Annotated in this window: 17 protein-coding genes; 7 read left to right on the plus strand and 10 right to left on the minus strand. The window is 70.1% G+C overall.

What is annotated here, in order from left to right; genetic code table 11:
• The first annotated feature begins 1 nt into the window (after position 1).
• Both ACIBBB_RS01810 and ACIBBB_RS01815 read left to right on the plus strand, forming a co-directional pair.
• Positions 2 to 487, plus strand: coding sequence for a MarR family winged helix-turn-helix transcriptional regulator (locus ACIBBB_RS01810; RefSeq protein ID WP_398977655.1), 486 nt, complete (start codon positions 2 to 4; stop codon positions 485 to 487).
• Positions 484 to 1,290: a CE1759 family FMN reductase gene (locus ACIBBB_RS01815; protein ID WP_398977657.1), complete on the plus strand. Its 807-nt coding sequence runs from the start codon at positions 484 to 486 to the stop codon at positions 1,288 to 1,290. Before ACIBBB_RS01810 ends, ACIBBB_RS01815 begins: the two co-directional genes overlap by 4 nt.
• Here ACIBBB_RS01815 and ACIBBB_RS01820 read toward each other — a convergent pair.
• Positions 1,208 to 2,407 (minus strand): PucR family transcriptional regulator, encoded by a 1,200-nt coding sequence (locus ACIBBB_RS01820; protein ID WP_398977658.1) that lies wholly within the window; start codon positions 2,405 to 2,407, stop codon positions 1,208 to 1,210. The genes ACIBBB_RS01815 and ACIBBB_RS01820 overlap by 83 nt on opposite strands.
• Positions 2,408 to 2,614: 207 nt before the next feature.
• Between ACIBBB_RS01820 and ACIBBB_RS01825 the strand changes: the two genes are divergently transcribed.
• From ACIBBB_RS01825 to ACIBBB_RS01845, 5 genes are read left to right on the plus strand one after another with little or no spacing between them, the layout of a single operon-like run.
• The gene (locus tag ACIBBB_RS01825) at positions 2,615 to 3,415 is read left to right on the plus strand and encodes an ABC transporter ATP-binding protein (protein WP_398977660.1); all 801 of its coding nucleotides are present in this window, start codon (positions 2,615 to 2,617) and stop codon (positions 3,413 to 3,415) included.
• Positions 3,412 to 4,341: an ABC transporter ATP-binding protein gene (locus ACIBBB_RS01830; protein ID WP_398977662.1), complete on the plus strand. Its 930-nt coding sequence runs from the start codon at positions 3,412 to 3,414 to the stop codon at positions 4,339 to 4,341. The genes ACIBBB_RS01825 and ACIBBB_RS01830 overlap by 4 nt, the downstream gene beginning before the upstream one ends.
• On the plus strand, positions 4,338 to 5,228 hold the full coding sequence (locus tag ACIBBB_RS01835) for a branched-chain amino acid ABC transporter permease (protein WP_398977664.1): 891 nt from the start codon (positions 4,338 to 4,340) through the stop codon (positions 5,226 to 5,228). Before ACIBBB_RS01830 ends, ACIBBB_RS01835 begins: the two co-directional genes overlap by 4 nt.
• On the plus strand, positions 5,221 to 6,315 hold the full coding sequence (locus tag ACIBBB_RS01840) for a branched-chain amino acid ABC transporter permease (protein WP_398977666.1): 1,095 nt from the start codon (positions 5,221 to 5,223) through the stop codon (positions 6,313 to 6,315). The genes ACIBBB_RS01835 and ACIBBB_RS01840 overlap by 8 nt, the downstream gene beginning before the upstream one ends.
• On the plus strand, positions 6,312 to 7,595 hold the full coding sequence (locus ACIBBB_RS01845; RefSeq protein WP_398977668.1) for an ABC transporter substrate-binding protein: 1,284 nt from the start codon (positions 6,312 to 6,314) through the stop codon (positions 7,593 to 7,595). The genes ACIBBB_RS01840 and ACIBBB_RS01845 overlap by 4 nt, the downstream gene beginning before the upstream one ends.
• A gap of 79 nt (positions 7,596 to 7,674) precedes the next feature.
• Here the strand turns inward: ACIBBB_RS01845 and pssA are convergent, their stop codons facing one another.
• The 9 genes from pssA to ACIBBB_RS01890 all read right to left on the minus strand — a co-directional run bounded on the left by pssA (position 7,675) and on the right by ACIBBB_RS01890 (position 18,607).
• On the minus strand, positions 7,675 to 8,529 hold the full coding sequence (pssA, locus tag ACIBBB_RS01850; protein ID WP_398977670.1) for a CDP-diacylglycerol--serine O-phosphatidyltransferase: 855 nt from the start codon (positions 8,527 to 8,529) through the stop codon (positions 7,675 to 7,677).
• Positions 8,516 to 9,163: a phosphatidylserine decarboxylase gene (locus tag ACIBBB_RS01855; protein ID WP_329392193.1), complete on the minus strand. Its 648-nt coding sequence runs from the start codon at positions 9,161 to 9,163 to the stop codon at positions 8,516 to 8,518. Before ACIBBB_RS01855 ends, pssA begins: the two co-directional genes overlap by 14 nt.
• 168 nt (positions 9,164 to 9,331) lie before the next feature.
• Entirely contained in the window at positions 9,332 to 10,537 is a 1,206-nt protein-coding gene (locus ACIBBB_RS01860) for an acyl-CoA dehydrogenase family protein (RefSeq protein ID WP_398977672.1), read from the minus strand.
• Between the two features lie 3 nt (positions 10,538 to 10,540).
• Positions 10,541 to 11,053, minus strand: a complete 513-nt coding sequence (locus ACIBBB_RS01865; protein ID WP_398977674.1) for a MaoC family dehydratase — start codon at positions 11,051 to 11,053, stop codon at positions 10,541 to 10,543.
• 3 nt (positions 11,054 to 11,056) lie between these two features.
• The gene (locus tag ACIBBB_RS01870; RefSeq protein ID WP_398977676.1) at positions 11,057 to 12,049 is read right to left on the minus strand and encodes an HpcH/HpaI aldolase/citrate lyase family protein; all 993 of its coding nucleotides are present in this window, start codon (positions 12,047 to 12,049) and stop codon (positions 11,057 to 11,059) included.
• A complete protein-coding gene (locus tag ACIBBB_RS01875) occupies positions 12,046 to 14,109 on the minus strand; it encodes a protein meaA (RefSeq protein ID WP_398977678.1) in 2,064 nt (687 codons plus the stop codon). The genes ACIBBB_RS01870 and ACIBBB_RS01875 overlap by 4 nt, the downstream gene beginning before the upstream one ends.
• A gap of 1 nt (position 14,110) precedes the next feature.
• Positions 14,111 to 15,448 carry a crotonyl-CoA carboxylase/reductase gene (gene ccrA, locus ACIBBB_RS01880; RefSeq protein WP_398977680.1) on the minus strand — a complete coding sequence of 446 codons (1,338 nt, stop codon included), beginning with the start codon at positions 15,446 to 15,448 and terminating at the stop codon, positions 14,111 to 14,113.
• Between the two features lie 458 nt (positions 15,449 to 15,906).
• Complete coding sequence (locus ACIBBB_RS01885) at positions 15,907 to 16,725, minus strand: TetR family transcriptional regulator (RefSeq protein WP_398977682.1); 819 nt, start codon at positions 16,723 to 16,725, stop codon at positions 15,907 to 15,909.
• 94 nt (positions 16,726 to 16,819) lie between these two features.
• Positions 16,820 to 18,607, minus strand: coding sequence for a 3-hydroxyacyl-CoA dehydrogenase family protein (locus tag ACIBBB_RS01890; protein ID WP_398977684.1), 1,788 nt, complete (start codon positions 18,605 to 18,607; stop codon positions 16,820 to 16,822).
• Positions 18,608 to 19,075 lie beyond the last annotated feature (468 nt).

Below are 19,075 nucleotides of genomic sequence, written 5' to 3' on the forward strand. Positions count from 1 at the left end.
CGTGGACGCCGACGTACGACTGGCGAACGAGGCCTGGGAAACCCTGTTCCGGGCCCAGGCCACCATCGCCCGCGAGTTCACCGACGCCGACACCTGGGGCGACATGCCGCCCCGGGACTACGGCGTGCTCTACGCCCTGTCCACCGCGCCGGAGGGTCTGCGGATCACGGAGCTGGGTGAGGACGTGCTTCTCACCCAGCCCGGAATGTCACGCATGATCGTCCGGCTGGAGTCCCGCGGTCTGGTCGAGCGCCGAGACGATCCGGACGACGCGCGCGCCTGCCGCATCCGCCTCACCCCGGCGGGTGCCGAGACCCAGCGGCGCCTCGGCACCGCCCACGCACGGCACGTGGCCCGCGCGATGGGCCGGGCGCTCGACCGCGAGCAGCTCAAGACCCTTCAGGACCTCTGCCGGGCGCTGCTCGACGCCGCCCCCTCACCCCAGCGCCCCACCACCGCACGGCGCACCGAACGGAGCCACCCATGACCACGCCGACGCCCACCACGACGCAGGACGGCGCTCAGCACGACGGTGCCGGTGAGCCGGTGCGCATCGTGATCGTGAGCGCCGGAGTCAGTGAACCGTCCTCGACCCGGCTGCTCGCCGACCGGACCGCGCAGAAGACCCTCGACCTGCTCCGTGAGTCCGGTGTGCCCGCGACCGCGAGCGTCATCGAGCTGGCGCCGCTCGCGACCCACATCGCACGGGCGATGGTCTCCGGATTTCCCGACGCCGAACTGCGGGCGGTGATCGACCGGCTGGCGTCCGCCGACGCCGTCATCGCGAGCACACCGGTCTACAAGGCCGGGATCAGCGGTCTGTTCAAGTCCTTCGCCGACATCCTCGACAACGATCTGCTCATCGCCAAGCCGGTCGTCCTCGCGGCGACCGCCGGCACCGCCCGGCACGCGATGGTCGTCGACGACCAACTGCGGCCTCTCTTCGCCTTCCTGCGCACGATGCCCGTGCCGACCTCCCTGTTCGCCGCGTCCGAGGACTGGGGATCGCCCGCGCTGGGGGAGCGGATCGGGCGCGCGGCCACCGAACTGGTCGTGCTGCTGCGCAGCGGAGCGAGCAAGGAGATCGCCGACAGCGCCTGGAGCGGATACCAGCACCAGTTCGCCGGCAACGCCACCCGCGCCGAACGCGACAGCGCCGACGTCGACTTCACCACCGACCTCATGCGCCTGGCCGCGGGGGGCGCCGTCACCCCGGCGTCAGCCGGAACGCGTCCAGGGCCAGCGTCATCTCGATCAGGTCCCGGGGGCGGGACAGCGAGCGCGACGTGAGCTGTTCCAGGCGGCGCAGGCGGTTGAAGACCGTGTTGCGGTGGCAGTACAGACGCGTCGCCGCCCGCCCCGCCGAGCCGCCGAACTCCAGCCACGCGTCCAGCGTCTCCAGCAGGACCGCGCGGTCCGCCGGGTCCAGTTCCAGCAGCGGGCCGAAGACGTCCGCGATCAGACGGGCCGCGAGCTCCGGCTGGCTGACCACCAGGGCCGTCGGGAGGCGTTCGTCCAGGCGGACGATGCTCTGCGCGTCCGGCGGCAGCGTACGCAGCGCCGTCTCGGCCAGTCGGCGCGCCCGGCCCAGCTCGGACAGGCTGTCCACCACCGGGCTGATGCCGCCGGGACCCTGGCAGGGCCGTAACAGCACCTCCGCCAGCTCCGCCAGACCCGCGTCGCCCTCCAGCGCGACGACCGCGATCTCGCAGTCCGTACGCATCCGCCAGAAGAAGCGCATCCCGTCCTCGGCCGCCACCCGCTGGAACGGCTCCCGCCCGTCCCGTCGCTCCACCCGGACGACCACCACCACGTAACGCCCCTGCTCGGGCAGGTCGAGACCGGCGGCCGCGCGTGCCGCGAGACCCGGCGTCGAGCGGCCCTCCAACAGCGCGTCCAGCAGCGCCTGCACCCGTTCGTCGCTCCGCCGCCGCATCGACTGCTCCGTGCTGCGGTACGCCTCCGCGACGGTCGTCGCCTGCCGGTCGACACCCGCCCACATGTGGGACGCGGTGTGCACGAGCGTCGAGACGTCCTCGGGGTCCTTCTCGCCGACGATGCTCAGCAGTTCGTCCCAGACCAGATACCCGGCGTGCCGGTACGCGTGCAGTACCAGGTCCAGCGCGAGCCCCTGCTCCGCCCGCCGCCTGCCCAGCCGCTCCGCGTACGCCAGGTCGCGGCGCGGCGCCGACCGAGGGGCCGCGATGGCCTCGATCCCGTACCGCATCGCCTCGTTGATCTGCCGCCAGTGCTCGTCGCGCGGCACGGCCGCGTCGAACTGCTCGGAATGGTCGTTGAGTTCGTCCATCAGCTGGTCGGTCAGCGCCGGTACGCGCTCCAGGAGCATCCGGGACGCGGCCACCAGGACCGACCACTCGCGATCAGTGCGCGCTCTGCGGCCACCCATGGCTGGTGAGGATGCCACCGGAAGGCCCGGTGCGACAGCCCTTGTGCGCGTGCACAATCCGGCCACCGCATCGCTGGTCATCGGCAGCGATTCGGCCCCGCGCCGTGGACGGTGCCCCGGCCCGGTGCTGAGGTGTCCCTCCACGGCATGTCAGGACAACCCGGAAACGCAGACCGGACCAAGCAGCCCAGACGCAGAGGAGAACGCATGGCCGCGCTCGAAGTGCGCGCCCTGTCCGTCGGTTACGGCCCCGTACGCGCCCTGCACGAGGTGTCGCTCGACGTACCGTCCGGCGGGATCACGGCGGTGCTCGGCGGCAACGGCGCCGGCAAGTCGACGCTGCTGAGAGCCATTTCGCGCACGCTCGGCTTCCACCGGGGTACGGCCGCAGGTGGCACCGTCCACTTCGACGGCCGGCCGCTCGGCGGGCTCGGCGCCGCCGGGGTCGTGGCGGCCGGAGTCGTCCAAGTCCCGGAGGGGCGGCAGGTGTTCGCGCGGATGACGGTGGCCGACAATCTGCGGGCCGGTGCGCTCGGCGCGCGCGGCGGTCGCAAACGGTACGCGGCCTCCCTCGCCGAGGTGCACGAGCTGTTCCCCGTACTCGCCGACCGGGCGGGCCAGCGCGCCGGACTGCTCTCCGGCGGCGAGCAGCAGATGCTGGCACTCGCCCGGGGCCTGATGGCACGCCCCCGGCTGCTCCTCCTGGACGAACCGTCGCTCGGGCTCGCCCCCCTCGTGGCTGCCCGGATCGGCGAGACGATCCGGCACATCAACTCCACGGGCACGTCGGTCCTTCTTGTCGAGCAGAACGCCTCCATGGCCCTGCGGCTGGCGTCCCGCGCATACGTCCTGGAGGTCGGCGAGGTCACGCTCGAAGGGGACGCCGCCGAACTCGCCGCCTCCGACGAGGTACGCCGCCGCTACCTGGGGGTCGTGGACGAGACGGCCGCCGAGGACGCCGACCGGGCCCAGGAGTCCGCGCCGGTGCTGCGGAGGTGGACCGCGTGACGGACTCCGAGAAGACACCGGTCGGCGCCGAAGGCAGCGCGTCGGCCGGACATCCCGAACGGACGGTCGGCCGCCCCGCGCCGGAATCCCACACACCACCACCCCTCACCGTCACCGGCGTCACCGTCCGCTTCGCCGGGCTCACCGCCCTCGACTCCGTCTCCTTCACCGTCGAACCCGGCAGTGTGCACGCCGTCATCGGCCCCAACGGCGCGGGCAAGTCCACCTGTTTCAACGTCCTGTCCGGTGTCTACCGCGCCACCTCCGGCAGCGTCCGCCTCGGCCGGACCGAACTCACCGGCCTCGCCCCGCACCGCGTCGCCGCGCTCGGCATCGCCCGCACCTTCCAGAACCTCGCTCTCCCGCCGCACGCCACCGTCGCCGACAGCATGCTGCTCGGCCGCCACCGCCTCACCCGCGCCGGCTTCCTCGCCACCGGGCTCCGTCTGCCGTCCGCCGCCCGCGAGGCGCGCGAACACCGCGCCAGGGTCGGCGAGATAGCCGAGTTCGTGGGGCTGGCGGGCGATCTGGACCGGCCGGCGGGGGCCCTCCCGTACGGGAAGCAGAAGCTCGTCGAGCTGGGCCGCGCCCTGTGCATGGAGCCCACGGTGCTGCTCCTGGACGAACCCGTCGCAGGGATGACCGCCGACGAACGGCGCCGTACGGCAGCCGTCGTGGCCGGCGTACGCGACAGCCTCGGCATCTCGATCGTGCTGGTCGAACACGACATGGGGGTGGTGATGCGGCTCGCCGACGCCGTGACCGTACTCGACTTCGGACGCCGGATCGCCGGCGGTACGCCCGCCCAGGTGCAGAGCGATCCGGCCGTGGTCCGCGCCTACTTGGGCGAAAGCCCGGAGAGCCCGGAGAGCCCCGGGAGCCCGGAGAGCGCCGACACCGCCGCAAACGAGGAGGCCACGCCATGACCACCTTCGTCGAACTCCTCCTCGGCGGGCTGTCGATGGGCTCCGTCTACGCCCTCATCGCCCTCGGCTTCGTCGTCATCTTCAAAGCCACCGAGGTCGTCAACTTCGCCCACGCCTCGCTCCTCCTGGCCGGCGGGTACGTCACCGCCGTACTCCACGACGACATCGGCTTCTGGCCCGCGCTCGCCGTCGGCATCGCGGGCGCCGCCGTCGTCGGATCGGCCGTCGAATACACCGTCATGCGGCGCTACCGGGGGGCCGACCACAGCGTCCTCGCCATCGTCACCATCGGCGTCGACATCCTCCTCACCACCGAACTCACCCGCCGCATCGGCACCGACGTCCTCGCGCTCGGCGACCCTTGGGGCGACAAGCTCCTCACCGTCGGGGACATCACCATCGCCCAGACGCGCGTCGCGGCCTTCGTCGCCGCGGCCCTCCTGATCACCGCGTTCCTGCTCGCCTTCCGCTACACCACCTGGGGCGTCTCGATGCGCGCGGCGGCGGAGAATCCGGGGACCGCCGCGCTCATGGGCGTGCGTCTCGGCCGCGTCTCGCTCTCCGCCTGGGCCGTCGCGGGCTCGCTCGCCGCCGTGGCCGCGCTCTTCCTCACGGTCTTCCCGACCCCCGGCCTCGAACGCGCCACGTCCCTCGCCGCGCTCAAGGCCTTCCCCGCCGCGATACTCGGCGGCCTCGACTCCACGACCGGGGCGCTCGCCGGAGGACTGATCGTCGGAGTCACCGAGTCCTTCGCCACCGGTTACCAGAGCGATCTGACCTTCCTGGGGCGGGGTTTCGGCGACCTCGCGCCGTATCTCGTGATGGTCGCGGTGCTGCTCATCCGGCCCGCCGGGCTCTTCGGTACGAAGGAGCTCGCCCGTGTCTGACACGACCCACGCACCCACCAAGGCCCCACCGCACCGCACCCCCCGCGCCTACCTCTGGCTCGCCGGCTCCCTCCTGCTCCTCGCCCTCCCCTTCTACCTCGACCGCTTCTGGCTCCAGGCCGGTCTCTTCGCCATGGCCGCCGCCGTCGGCGCCATCGGACTCAACCTCCTCACCGGCGCCACCGGCCAGCTCTCCATGGGCCACTCCTTCTTCCTCGCAGTCGGCGCCTACGGCTACTGCGTCTTCGCGGGCGAGAGCGGCGAGGAGAACGGCCGCCGGCTCACCGGACTCGGTCTGCCCACCTGGCTCGCGGTCGTACTCGCCGTACTCCTCGCGGGCGCGGCGGGCGGCCTCTTCAGCCCCATCGCCGGCCGGCTGCGCGGTGCCTACCTCGGTATCGCGACCCTCGCGCTGATCTTCATCGGGCAGCACGTCCTTTTCAACGCCGGAGATCTGACCGGCGGGTTCAACGGCCGCGACGTCCCCGTGCTCTCGCTCTTCGGTTTCGACTTCGACGACACCGAGGTCGTGATCGCCGCCGTCCCCTTCGGGTCGTCGGAGAAGCTCTGGTACGCGGGCCTGTTCGCCCTCCTCGCCGGCGGCCTCTTCGCGCGCGGTGTGCTGCGCGGCAGGCCGGGCCGGGCCATGAACGCGATCCGCGACCACCGCATCGCCGCCGGTGTGATGGGCGTGCCGGTCGCCCGCTACCGCGCGGCCGTCTTCGTGCTGTCCTCCATGTACGCGGGGCTGGCCGGCGTACTGATCGCACTGATCTTCCAGCGGACCGTGCCCGACTACTTCGGCATGATCCTGGCCCTCGAATATCTCGCCATGATCGTCATCGGCGGTCTCGGCACGGTCGCGGGAGCGGTCGTCGGCGCGGCCTTCGTCGCCCTGCTGCCACAGCTCCTCACCCACTACAGCGACTCGCTTCCGCTGGTCGCCGACCCCGGTGCGGGCGGTGTCACCCCGGGCGAGGCGTCCCGCTATCTGTACGGCGCCGCGATTGTCGCGGTGGTGCTCTTCCTGCCCGGCGGACTCACCCGCCTGTCAGTGTTCCGACGGTTCTCACGGGAGAAGACATGAAGCGACGCGCACGTCACACGAACGCACCGAGGACCGGCGCGGCGCTGTTGGTCGTACTGGCCCTCGCGCTGGCCGGGTGCAGCGGCAAGGCCACCGAGGGCGACGGCAAGGCCACCGACGAGGACGCCGGGGGAGTGAAGACCGGGCAGGGCGTGAGCGACAAGACCATCTCGCTCGGCGTGCTCACCGACATGACCGGCGTCTACGCCTCGCTCGGCAAGAGCGTCACCCAGGCCCAGCAGCTGTGGGCGGACCAGACGAACAAGGCGGGCGGTATCTGCGGCCGTACGATCGAGCTGACCGTACGCGACCACGGTTACGACCCGCAGAAGGCCGTCGCCGCCTACACGGAGCTGGAGCCGGACGTGCTCGGCTTCGTCCAGTTCATCGGCTCGCCGTTCGTCGCCGCCGTCGAGAAGCGCATCGACGGTCAGGACAAGGGCCTGGTCCTGCCGCAGGCCTGGTCGGCCAATCTGCTCGGCAGCCCGTACGTACGGGTCGTCGGCGCCACGTACGACATCGAGACGATCAACGCGATCGACTACCTCCTCAGCACCGAGCGCATCGCCGAGGGCGACAAGATCGGCCATGTCTACTTCGAGGGCGACTACGGCGAGAACGCGCTCGTCGGCTCCGGGTACGCGGCCGAGCAGGCGGGTCTCACGGTCGTCGAGCAGAAGATCAAGCCGACCGACAACGACATGTCCGCGCAGGTCGCCGCCCTCAAGAAGGCGGGGGTCAAGGCGATCGTGATCAGCGCGGGACCGCGCCAGGCTGCCTCACTGGTGGGTGTGGCGGCGGCCGGCGGGTTCAATGTGCCGGTCGTCGGCAACAACTCGGCGTTCGCGCCGCAGCTGCTCGCCACGGCGGCGGGCCCGGCGCTGATGAAGGACTACTACATCGCCTCGTCCACCCTGCCCATCGGCTCGGACGAACCGGCACCGAAGAAGCTGGCCACGGAGTACGCGGCGGCCTACCCGGACGACGGTCTCGACAACGGTGTCGTCTCCGGCTACACGGCCGCCTCGCTCTACGGCGAGCTGCTGAAGAAGGCGTGCGAGTCGAAGGACCTGACCAGGGAGGGCGTCGACAAGGCGCTGCTGGGCCTCGACGCGTTCTCCACCGGCTTCGGGATCACCCACGACTTCTCGGACCCGGCGGCGCCCTCCACCCGGGAGTCCGTGATCATGAAGCCGGACTCGAAGGTGCCGGGCGGTCTGAAGGTCGTCCAGGAGGCGCGGGTGGCGAAGCCCGCCGAGGGGTTCACCTTCGGCGGCTGACCGGCCACCCCGCACACGGAAGGGCCCGGACGCTCGAAGCGTCCGGGCCCTTCCGTATGCCGGTCGGAACAGGCGGTGGCTACGGCAGCTGTGCCGCCCGCGCCTCGCGCCGGTTGTCACGGAACGTGTTCACGCGTCGCGCCGTGGCGAAGAGCGGGATCACCGCGCCGGTCACGACCTGGAGCGCACAGCCCGTCTGGAGCAGCAGCTGCCCGCCCGGCGCGTCGAACGCCCAGGCCACCAGCAGCGCCATCGCGGACACGATCCAGCTGAGCATCGCGACCGCCAGGATGCCCCGCGGTTTCGGATACTCGACCCGGCTCACCATGAGCCACGCCACACCGACGATGGCGAGCAGCGTCGGTACGAAGGGAAGCTCCAGGAGCACGATCGAGACGACCGTGAGCGCGCCGAAGGGGCTCGGCATGCCCTGGAACATGCCGTGCTTCAGCGTGACGCAGGAGAATCTCGCGAGCCGCAGGACCACCGCCAGCAGCACGACGATCGCGGCCAGCGCCGAGACCCGCTGATGCGCGTCGTCGGCGACCATGCCGTAGACGAGCACGAAGTACGCGGGCGCCAGACCGAAGCTGATCAGGTCGGAGAGGTTGTCCAGCTCCGCGCCCATCGGCGAGCTGCGCAGCTTGCGGGCCACGAGTCCGTCGAAGAGGTCGAAGACCGCGGCGCAGAGCATGAGGATCACCGCGGTGGCCGCGGAGTGCCGCGCCATGCCGGACTCTTCGCTGCCGGTGAGGTGCGGGATCAGGATGCCGGTGGTGGTGAAGTACACGGCCATGAAGCCACAGGTGGCGTTACCGAGGGTGAGGGTGTCCGCTATCGACAGCCGCATCGACAACGGCATTTCCTCCGCGTCGTCCTCCTCCTCGGCCTCGGCGACCCAGCCGGCCGGTGCGTCGGGATCAATCACGGTCAATTCGAGTCACCCCTGCGGTCGTGGCCTGACCGACCTCGACGGCGACGTCGACACCTTCCGGAAGGTAGATGTCGACGCGTGAGCCGAAACGGATCAGGCCGATGCGCTCGCCTTGCTCCAGCTTGGTCCCCTGCGGTACGTACGGGACGATCCGCCGGGCCACGGCGCCGGCGATCTGCACCATCTCGATGTCACCGAGCTCGGTGTCGAAGTGCCAGACAACGCGTTCGTTGTTCTCGCTCTCCTTGTTGAACGCGGGGACGAAACCGCCGGGGATGTGCTCCACGGACGTCACGGTGCCCGCGAGGGGAGCGCGGTTGACATGAACGTTCAGCGGGCTCATGAAGATCGCGACGCGGGTGCGCCCGTCCTTCCACGGCATGATGCTCTGCACCACGCCGTCGGCCGGTGAGATGACCCGGCCCTGCGTGATCTCTCGCTCGGGGTCGCGGAAGAACCACAGCATGCCTGCCGCGAGAGCGGTGGCGGGCACGGCGATGGCGGCGGCGCGCTTCGAGCCGCGGGCGCGGACCAGACTGAGTGCTGCGGTGGCGACGGTCGGCAGAAGCCACGGCGATGCTCCGCGCGCAAGGCGGACGCTGCCGCGTCGTGCAGAGGTTTGGCTGTGGGGCATGAATGACCTTCGTAGCGGATGATGCCGCACGGGCAACGGGGACGGCGGCTTTCCGTCGATGGTATCGGTTGCCAGGTGCAACTGGGCAATGCAGAAGCCGAGTCGGCGGCCGGAAGACGATGACGGCGTGTGGTGTTGTGGGCGGTCAAATGTGACCATAGACCGCGATCAACCCTGGAATCGGTACTCCTCCAGCAGTCGGCGACCAATGATCATTTTCTGGATCTCGGCGGTACCTTCGCCGATGAGCAGCATCGGTGCCTCGCGGTAGAGACGCTCGATTTCGTACTCCTTGGAGAAGCCGTAACCGCCGTGGATCCGGAAGGCGTCCTCGACGACTTCCTTGCAGTATTCGGAGGCGAGGTACTTCGCCATCCCTGCCTCCAGGTCGTTTCGTTCCCCGGAGTCCTTTTTGCGTGCCGCATTGACCATCATCGCATGAGCTGCTTCGACCTTGGTGGCCATTTCGGCCAGCTTGAACTGGATTGCCTGGTGTTCCGCGATCGCCTTGCCGAAAGTCTGACGCTGCTGGGCGTACGCGACGCCGAGCTCGAAGGCGCGTTGTGCGACGCCACAGCCACGCGCTGCGACGTTGACCCGGCCGACCTCGACGCCGTCCATCATTTGGTAAAACCCTCGGCCGGTGGCGCCGCCGAGCACCCGATTGGCCGGAATGCGCAGCCCGTCCATGATCAACTCGGTGGTGTCGACGCCCTTGTAGCCCATCTTGTCGATCTTGCCGGGGATGGTCAGACCGGGCCGTACCTCACCGAAGCCGGGCTCCTTCTCGACCAGGAACGTGGTCATCGACTTGTGGCGCGCGGTGCCCTCGGGGTGGCCTTCGTCACTACGGCAGAGCACGGCGACGAGCGTGGACGTGCCGCCGTTCGTCAGCCACATCTTCTGGCCGTCGAGCACGTACTCGTCGCCGTCCTTGACGCCCTTCGACGTGATGGCCGACACGTCCGAACCGAGCCCCGGCTCCGACATCGAGAACGCGCCACGCACCTCCCCGGTCGCCATGCGCGGCAGGAAGGTGTCCCTCTGCTCCTGTGTGCCGTGCTGCTTGAGCATGTACGCCACGATGAAATGCGTGTTGATGATGCCCGACACGGACATCCAGCCGCGGGCGATCTCCTCCACGCAGAGCGCGTACGTGAGCAGGGACTCGCCCAGACCGCCGTACTCCTCGGGGATCATCAGCCCGAACAGACCGAGTTCCTTGAGCCCTTCGACGATCCGCGCCGGGTACTCGTCCCGGTGCTCCAGCTCCGTGGCCACCGGCAGGATCTCTTTGTCGACGAAGTCCCTGACCGTGGAGAGGATCTCCCGCTGGATGTCGGTCAGGTCCGCGGTCTGGGCGAGACGGCTCATGGGTCAGCTCTCCTGCGTGATCGGCTCGGGGCGGCCGGGCTGTTCGCCGCCGCGCTTGTCGATGTAGGTCGCGGTCGGCACCATCACCTTGCGGCGGAAGACGCACACGACCGTGCCGTCCTGCTTGTAGCCCGTGGTCTCGACGTACACGACGCCCCGGTCGTCCTTGGACCTCGACGGTGTCTTGTCCAGGACCGTCGTCTCGCCGTACAGCGTGTCGCCGTGGAAGGTCGGCGCGATGTGCTTCAGCGACTCGACCTCCAGATTGGCGATGGCCTTGCCGGAGACGTCGGGGACCGACATGCCGAGCAGCAGTGAGTAGATGTAGTTCCCCACCACGACGTTCTTGCCGAAGTCGGTCGTCTTCCGCGCGTAGTTGCTGTCGAGATGGAGCGGATGGTGGTTCATGGTGAGCAGACAGAACAGATGGTCGTCGTACTCGGTGACGGTCTTTCCCGGCCAGTGCTTGTAGACGGCGCCGACCTCGAACTCCTCGAATGTGCGCCCGAATCGCATCTCTCACGCCTCCGGGGCTTCGAACTTCGACGTCCGCCGCAGGCCGGCCGCCCGTCCCTTGCCGGAGACGACCAGCGCCATCTTGCGGCTCGCCTCGTCGATCATCTCGTCGCCGAGCATCGCCGACCCCTTCTTGCCGCCCGCCTCGGACGTCGCGTAGTCGTACGCGTCGAGGATCAGCTCCGCGTGGTCGTAGTCCTCCTGCGACGGCGAGAAGATCTCGTTCGCGGCGTCGATCTGCCCCGGATGCAGGACCCACTTGCCGTCGAAGCCCAGCGCGGCGGCCCGGCCCGCGACCTCGCGGAACGCGTCCACGTCCCGGATCTGGAGGAACGGCCCGTCGATCGCCTGGAGATCGTGGGTACGGGCCGCCATCAGGATCCGCATCAGGATGTAGTGGTAGGCGTCCGCGCCGTAACCGGGCGGCTGCTGACCGACCACCAGCGTCTTCATGTTGATCGACGCCATGAAGTCGGCGGGGCCGAACACGATGGTCTCCAGCCGCGGCGACGACGCCGCGATCTCGTCGACGTTCACCAGACCCCTGGCGTTCTCGATCTGCGCCTCGATACCGATACGGCCGACCTCGAAGCCCATCGTCTTCTCGATCTGGGTGAGCAGCAGATCGAGCGAGACGACCTGCTGCGCGTCCTGGACCTTGGGCAGCATGACGCAGTCCAGATTGTGGCCCGCGCCCTCCACGACCGTGATCACGTCGCGGTACGTCCAGTGCGTCGTCCAGTCGTTGACGCGTACCACCCGCGTCTTTCCCGTCCAGTCACCTTTGTTGAGCGCGTCGACGATGGTGTGCCGCGCGCCTTCCTTGGCGAGCGGCGCGCAGGCGTCCTCCAGGTCGAGGAAGACCTGGTCGGCGGGGAGGTCCTGTGCCTTCTCCAGGAAGCGCGGGTTCGAGCCGGGGACGGCCAGGCAGGAGCGCCGGGGCCGGAGCCTGTTCGCGGGCGTGTCCGGGGCGGCGGACTTGGCCGACGTGGTCATGTGGAAACCTCCAGGGGGTCCAGGGGGTCGAGCTTGTTCGCGTGACGGATCTCGTCGACGATACGGCCGATGATCTCGGTGATCCCGAAGTCCTTCGGGGTGAAGACGGCGGCCACTCCTGCGGCCTTCAGCGCCTCGGCGTCGGCGCTCGGGATGATCCCGCCGACGATCACCGGGATGTCCCCGGCCCCCGCCTCGCGCAGCCGGCCGAGCACATCGGGCACCAGCGCGGCGTGCGAGCCCGACAGGATCGACAGGCCCACGCAGTGCACGTCCTCGGCGACGGCGGCGTTCACGATCTGTTCGGGTGTCAGCCTGATGCCCTGGTAGACCACCTCGAACCCGGCGTCACGCGCGCGTACGGCGATCTGCTCGGCCCCGTTGGAGTGGCCGTCCAGCCCCGGCTTGCCCACCAGCAGCCGCAGCCGGCCCGAGCCGAGTTCGGCGGCCGTACGGGACACCTTCTCCCGTACGGCGGCGAGCGGCGTCCCGGCCTCGGCGGTGACCGCGACCGGCGCGCCGCTCACCCCGGTCGGCGCCCGGAACTCGCCGAAGACGTCCCGCAGCGCCCAGGCCCACTCGCCGGTCGTCACACCGGCCCGCGCGCACTCCACGGTCGCCGCCATCAGATTGTCGGTGCCCGCCGCCGTCCGCTTCAGGGCGGCCAGCGACTCGCTCGCCCGCGTCTCGTCCCGGTTGTCGCGCCACTCCCGCAGAGCCGCCACGACCCGCGCCTCGTTCGCCGGGTCGACCGTCATGATCGCGGTGTCCAGATCGGCGGTCAGCGGATTGGGCTCGGTCGGCTCGAAGCAGTTGACGCCGACGATCTTCTCCTCGCCCGACTCGATACGCGCCCGGCGCTCGGCGTGCGAGGAGACCAGCCGCGACTTCAGATAGCCGGACTCGACGGCGGCCATCACACCGCCCATCTCCTCGATCCGGTCCATCTCCGCCAGCGACTCCTCGACGAGGGACGCCACCTTCGCCTCCACGACGTGCGACCCGGCGAAGATGTCGTCGTACTCCAACAGGTCGCTCTCCAGGGCGAGTACCTGCTGTATCCGCAGCGACCACTGCTGGTCCCACGGCCGCGGAAGCCCCAACGCCTCGTTCCACGCCGGGAGTTGTACGGCGCGGGCCCGCGCGTCCTTGGAGAGCGTCACGCCCAGCATCTCCAGCACGATGCGCTGGATGTTGTTCTCCGGCTGCGCCTCCGTCAGGCCGAGGGAGTTGACCTGGACGCCGTACCGGAAGCGGCGCTGCTTCTCGTTCTCCACGCCGTACCGCTCACGGGTGATCCGGTCCCAGATACGGCCGAAGGCGCGCATCTTGCACATCTCCTCGATGAACCGCACCCCGGCGTTCACGAAGAACGAGATACGGGCGACGACATCGCCGAACCGCTCCGCCGGTACCTGCCCGCTGTCGCGCACCGCGTCCAGCACGGCGATCGCCGTCGACATCGCGTACGCGATCTCCTGGACCGGGGTCGCTCCCGCCTCCTGGAGGTGGTAGCTGCAGATGTTGATCGGGTTCCAGCGGGGGATGTGCGCCACCGTGTACGTGATCATGTCGGTGGTCAGCCGCAGCGAGGGCACCGGCGGGAAGACATGCGTCCCGCGCGACAGGTACTCCTTCACGATGTCGTTCTGCGTCGTCCCCTGGAGCAGATCGCTGTCCGCGCCCTGCTCCTCGGCGACCACCTGGTAGAGCGCCAGCAGCCACATGGCGGTCGCGTTGATGGTCATCGACGTGTTCATCTTCGCCAGCGGGATGTCCTCGAACAGCCGCCGCATGTCCCCGAGATGGGAGACGGGGACGCCGACCCGGCCGACCTCGCCGCGCGCCAGGACGTGGTCCGGGTCGTAGCCCGTCTGCGTCGGCAGGTCGAAGGCGACCGAGAGACCGGTCTGGCCCTTGGCCAGGTTGTTCCGGTACAGCGCGTTGGAGGCCTCGGCGGTCGAATGGCCGGCGTACGTCCGCATGAGCCACGGCCGGTCCTTCGGCCGCCTGCCGCCGACGGGGCGGGGGGCCGCCCGTTCGGGGTCTGCTTCCGGCATGTCACACGTCCCGGAAGCGGTTGATGGCGTCGATGTGCTTGGCCCGGGTCCCCGGGTCGCTGACCCCCAGGCCCTCGCGGGGCGCCAGCGCGAGCACGCCGACCTTGCCCTGATGCCGGTTGCTGTGCACGTCGTAGGCGGCCTGGCCGGTCTCCTCCAGGGGGTACACCTTCGACAGCGTCGGGTGGATCTTCGCCTTGCCGACGAGCCGGTTGGCCTCCCACGCCTCGCGGTAGTTGGCGAAGTGCGAGCCCACGATCCGCTTCAGCGACATCCACAGGTAGCGGTTGTCGTACTCGTGGGTGAAGCCGGACGTCGAGGCGCAGGTGACGATCGTGCCGCCCTTGCGGGTGACGTACACACTGGCGCCGAAGGTCTCCCGGCCCGGGTGCTCGAAGACGATGTCGACGTCCTCGCCGCCGGTCAGTTCACGGATGCGCTTGCCGAACCGTTTCCACTCGCGCGGGTTCTGATGGTGCTCGTCCTGCCAGAACCGGTACTCCTCGGCCGTGCGGTCGATGATCGCCTCGGCGCCCATGCGCCGGCAGATCTCCGCCTTGTGGTCGCTGGAGACCACACAGACCGGATTGGCTCCGCCGGCGAGCGCGAACTGGGTCGCGTACGAGCCGAGTCCGCCGCTCGCCCCCCAGATCAGCACGTTGTCGCCCTGCTTCATCCCGGCGCCGTTGCGCGACACCAGCTGGCGGTACGCGGTGGAGTTGACCAGGCCGGGGGCCGCGGCCTCCTCCCAGCTCAGGTGCGCGGCCTTGGGCATCAGCTGGTTGGACTTGACGAGCGCGATCTCGGCCAGGCCGCCGAAGTTGGTCTCGAAGCCCCAGATGCGCTGCTCGGGGTCGAGCATCGTGTCGTTGTGCCCGTCCGAGCTCTCCAGCTCGACGGAGAGACAGTGCGCGACGACCTCGTCACCCGGGTGCCAGGTGTTGACCCCGGGCCCGGTGCGCAGCACGACCCCGGCCAGGTCGGACCCGATGACGTGGTAGGGCAGGTCGTGACGCCTCGACAGCTCGCTGAGCTTGCCGTAGCGCTCCAGGAAACCGAAGGTCGACATCGGCTCGAAGATCGAGGTCCAGACGGAGTTGTAATTGACCGAGCTGGCCATGACGGCCACCAGGGCCTCGCCGGGGCCGAGTTCGGGCACCGGCACGTCGTCGATGTGGAGAGACTTGCGCGGGTCCTTCTCGCGGGAGCCGAGACCGGCGAACATGTCGGTCTCGTCCTTGTGCACGGTCACCGCGCGGTAGGTCTCGGGCAGGGGCAGTGCGGCGAAGTCGTCGGGCGTGCTGTCCGGCGACATGATGGCGTCCAGGATGTCCTTCACGGTGTGGCCTCCGGCGGAGCGTGTTGCGGGAACGCTGAACAGGTCCCTGAGGGATGGGACGTGGGGCTGCGCTGTGCGCGTGGGGCGGTGGAGGTGTGCCGTCGGTTCGGCGCGTGGTGGTGCGTGGCCACGCCGGGTGGGCGTGCGGAATGCCTGTGACGCAGGCGTCCGGGCGCGCGGGCCGGGTGGCTCACGGGGACAGCCGGCGCAGATGAGATCTCGGTGCGCCGGCCGCCCGGACACCCATAACGTATGGCACGCCGTGTCATACGACAAGGCACTGCGTGCCAAGAATCTGTCTCAATTGTCATCCGGGTGGCACGCATGAGCACCAGCAGTCCACTCTGTGAGGTGAGATGTCACCTTAGGTGGCTGTTTGGTGGCGGAGTGGCTCAGCTGAGGCGTGTCACCGCAGGCGTGTCGGTGAAGGGCCGGTCGGGGCCGGTCACCGGCGCGAGTCACGCGTCCTTGAGCGCCTGCTTGATCGTGCGCATGACCTCGTCCAGCGGCGCGTCCGTACGGGCCACCGCCACCAGGACCTCGCCGCTGGTGCTCGCCGTGGCCGCCGGCTGCCGGTCGCCCATGGTCCGGCCCGCGGCGATGCCCGAGCCGAACGTGTCGCGGACGATCGCGAAGGCATGGTCCAGCTGCGCCTCCACGTCTCCCTGGCCGTCGGCCCGCAGCCAGCGGCGCAGCACATGGTTGTGCGCGGTGACGACGGCGGACGCGGCCACCTCGGCGAGCAGCGGGTCGTCATTGCCCTCGGGGTGGTCGTGCTCGTCGAAATGGCCCAGCAGATAGCGGGTGAAGAGCCGCTCGTAGCGGGCCACCGAGGCGATCTCCGCCTCGCGCAGGGCGGGCACCTCGCGGGTGAGCTGGTAGCGCGCCACGGACAGGGTCGGCGAAGCCGCGTACATCCGCATGACTTCCTTGATGCCCCGGCACACCGTGTCGAGCGGATGCTCGTGCGCGGGCGCCGCGTTCAGGACGGCCTCCGCGCGGACGAGGGTGTCGTCGTGGTCGGGGAAGATCGCCTCTTCCTTGGAACGGAAGTGCCGGAAGAACGTCCGGCGCGCGACCCCGGCCGCCGCGGCGATCTCGTCGACGGTCGTCGCCTCGTACCCCTTGGTCGAGAACAGCTCCATCGCCGCCGCCGACAGTTCCCGGCGCATCTTCAGCCGCTGGGCCGCCGCGCGGCTGCCCGCCGCGCTCTCCGGCGCGTCGGACGTCGTGTTCGTACGGGCGGGCCGTCGGGCGGAGTCAGCGGGCTGAGCCATGACCCGAACGTACTGCATCCGCGCAGGACGGCGCGCCTGTGGGGGCCGCCACCGGGGCCCTGCCGCCGGGCCCGGGTCGGCCCCGCCGCCGGCCCTACCGCCGGGCGGCGTACTCGCGGAAACCCCGGCCCGTCTTACGCCCCAGACAGCCCGCCGCCACCAGGTGTTCCAGCAGTGGTGCCGGAGCCAGTCCCGGATCGCGGAACTCGCGGTGCAGGACCCGCTCGATGGCCAGTGAGACATCGAGACCGACCACGTCCAGCAGCTCGAACGGCCCCATCGGATAGCCGCCGCCCAGCTTCATCGCCGCGTCGATGTCGTCGAGCGTCGCGTAGTGCTCCTGGACCATCTTCACCGCGTTGTTCAGATACGGGAACAGCAGCGCGTTCACGATGAAACCGGCCCGGTCGCCGCAGTCCACCGGATGCTTGCGGATCGTCGCGCACACCTCGCGGACCGTCGCGTGGACCTTGTCGGAGGTGAGGACCGTCCGGACCACCTCGACCAGCTTCATCGCGGGAGCCGGGTTGAAGAAGTGCATGCCGATGACGTCCTGCGGGCGCGTGGTGGCGCGGGCGCACGCCACGACCGGAAGCGACGACGTCGTGGTGGCCAGCACCGCACCCGGCTTGCAGACCTTGTCGAGCGCCGCGAACAACTGCCGCTTGACCTCCAGGTCCTCGGTCACGGCCTCCACGGCGAGGTCCACCTCGTCGAACGCGTCCAGCGAACCGGCCGGCGTGATGCGCGCGAGCGCGTCGTCGCGCGCCTCTCCGGTCAGCCGCCCCTTGTCGACGGAGCGGCCCAGGGACTTGGCCACGCGCGCCTTCGCGGCGTCCGCCTTCTCCTGGCTGCGGGCCGCGAGCACCACGACGTAACCCGCCTTGGCGAAGACCTCGGCGATGCCGCTCGCCATCGTGCCCGACCCCGCGACGCCGACCGAGCTGACGGTCCTTTCGCTCCCGCCGCCGCGCACGTCGGCCGGCGGGGTCAGCGCGTCGCGCACGACCGTGCCGCTGCCCGGCGCCTCGTACGTGTAGAAGCCGCGCCCCGCCTTACGGCCGGTGAGCCCGGCCTCGCTGAGCTGCCGAAGGACCGGCGCGGGGGCGTGCAGCCGGTCGCGCGACGCGGCGTACATGGCCTCCAGGACCGTACGGGCGGTGTCGACGCCGATCAGGTCGAGCAGCGCCAGCGGGCCCATCGGCAGCCCGCAGCCGAGCCGCATCGCGGCGTCGATGTCCTCGCGCGACGCGTACCTGGCCTCGTACATCGCGGCTGCCTGGTTCAGATAGCCGAAGAGCAGCCCGTCCGCGACGAAGCCGGGCCGGTCGCCCACCGCGACGGGCTCCTTGCCCAGCTCACGCGCCAGCGCGGTGACGGCGGTGACGGCCGTCGGAGCGGTCAGCACCGACGACACGACCTCGACCAGCTTCATCGCGGGGGCCGGGTTGAAGAAATGCAGACCCAGCACGCGCTCGGGATGCGTGGAGTCGGCGGCGAGCCGGGTCACCGACAGGGCGTTCGTGCCGGTGGCGAGGATGGCGGTGGGGGAGACGATCCCGTCCAGCGCCCGGAAGACCTGCTGCTTGATCTCGTACGACTCCGGGACGACCTCGATGACGAGACCGGCGTCCGCGGCGGCTCCGAGATCGGTGAAGGTACGGAAGCGGGCGAGCATCGCGCGGCGCTCCTCCTCGGTGATGCGCCCGCGCTCCACGGCGCGCGCCGTGGACGCTTCGAAGACGCCGACCGCCTGGGCGGTGGCGCTCTCGTCGATGTCGATGCCGATGACCTCACGGCCGGCGCGGGCGAGGACCTCGGTGATACCGGTCCCCATCGTGCCGAGGCCGACGACGGCGATGGTGGAGAGAGGGATGTCCATCAGGGGACTCCAGGGGTGAGTGACGACTGAAGAGGGGACAGCTGCGTGTCGCGAGTCGCTTGCCGCGCAGATGTTCTGACGGCGGTCGATGGCGTGGGGGAACGAGAACCGGCGGACCCTGTCCCGGGGTCGCGCCGTGCGGCAGATGTGAGGACGGCCGTTGTGCAGACGGCCGCGGTGCTGCCGGACCGCGTTGTGCCGAACCGACGGACACTCACGGTGGCTGCGTCACCAGGCCACCGGGAGCCGCGGGGGTTTCCCGCTCACTTGAGGTTAACCGGCGGGTAACGAGCGCGCCATCCCTGCGGAGATGTGCGGTGCGTCACCGGCGGAAACCGGCCGTTCGCCGCTCCGGCGGTCACGGAGAGCGTCCTGGCGGACACGGAGCGCGGATACCCTGCCCGGCATGAGCGAGCTGGAACAGCAGGCAGGACCTGCGGAGACGGCGGGGGTGGCCGACACGGCCGG

Source organism: Streptomyces sp. NPDC051217 (genome assembly GCF_044455465.1).
Taxonomy (GTDB): Bacteria; Actinomycetota; Actinomycetes; order Streptomycetales; family Streptomycetaceae; genus Streptomyces.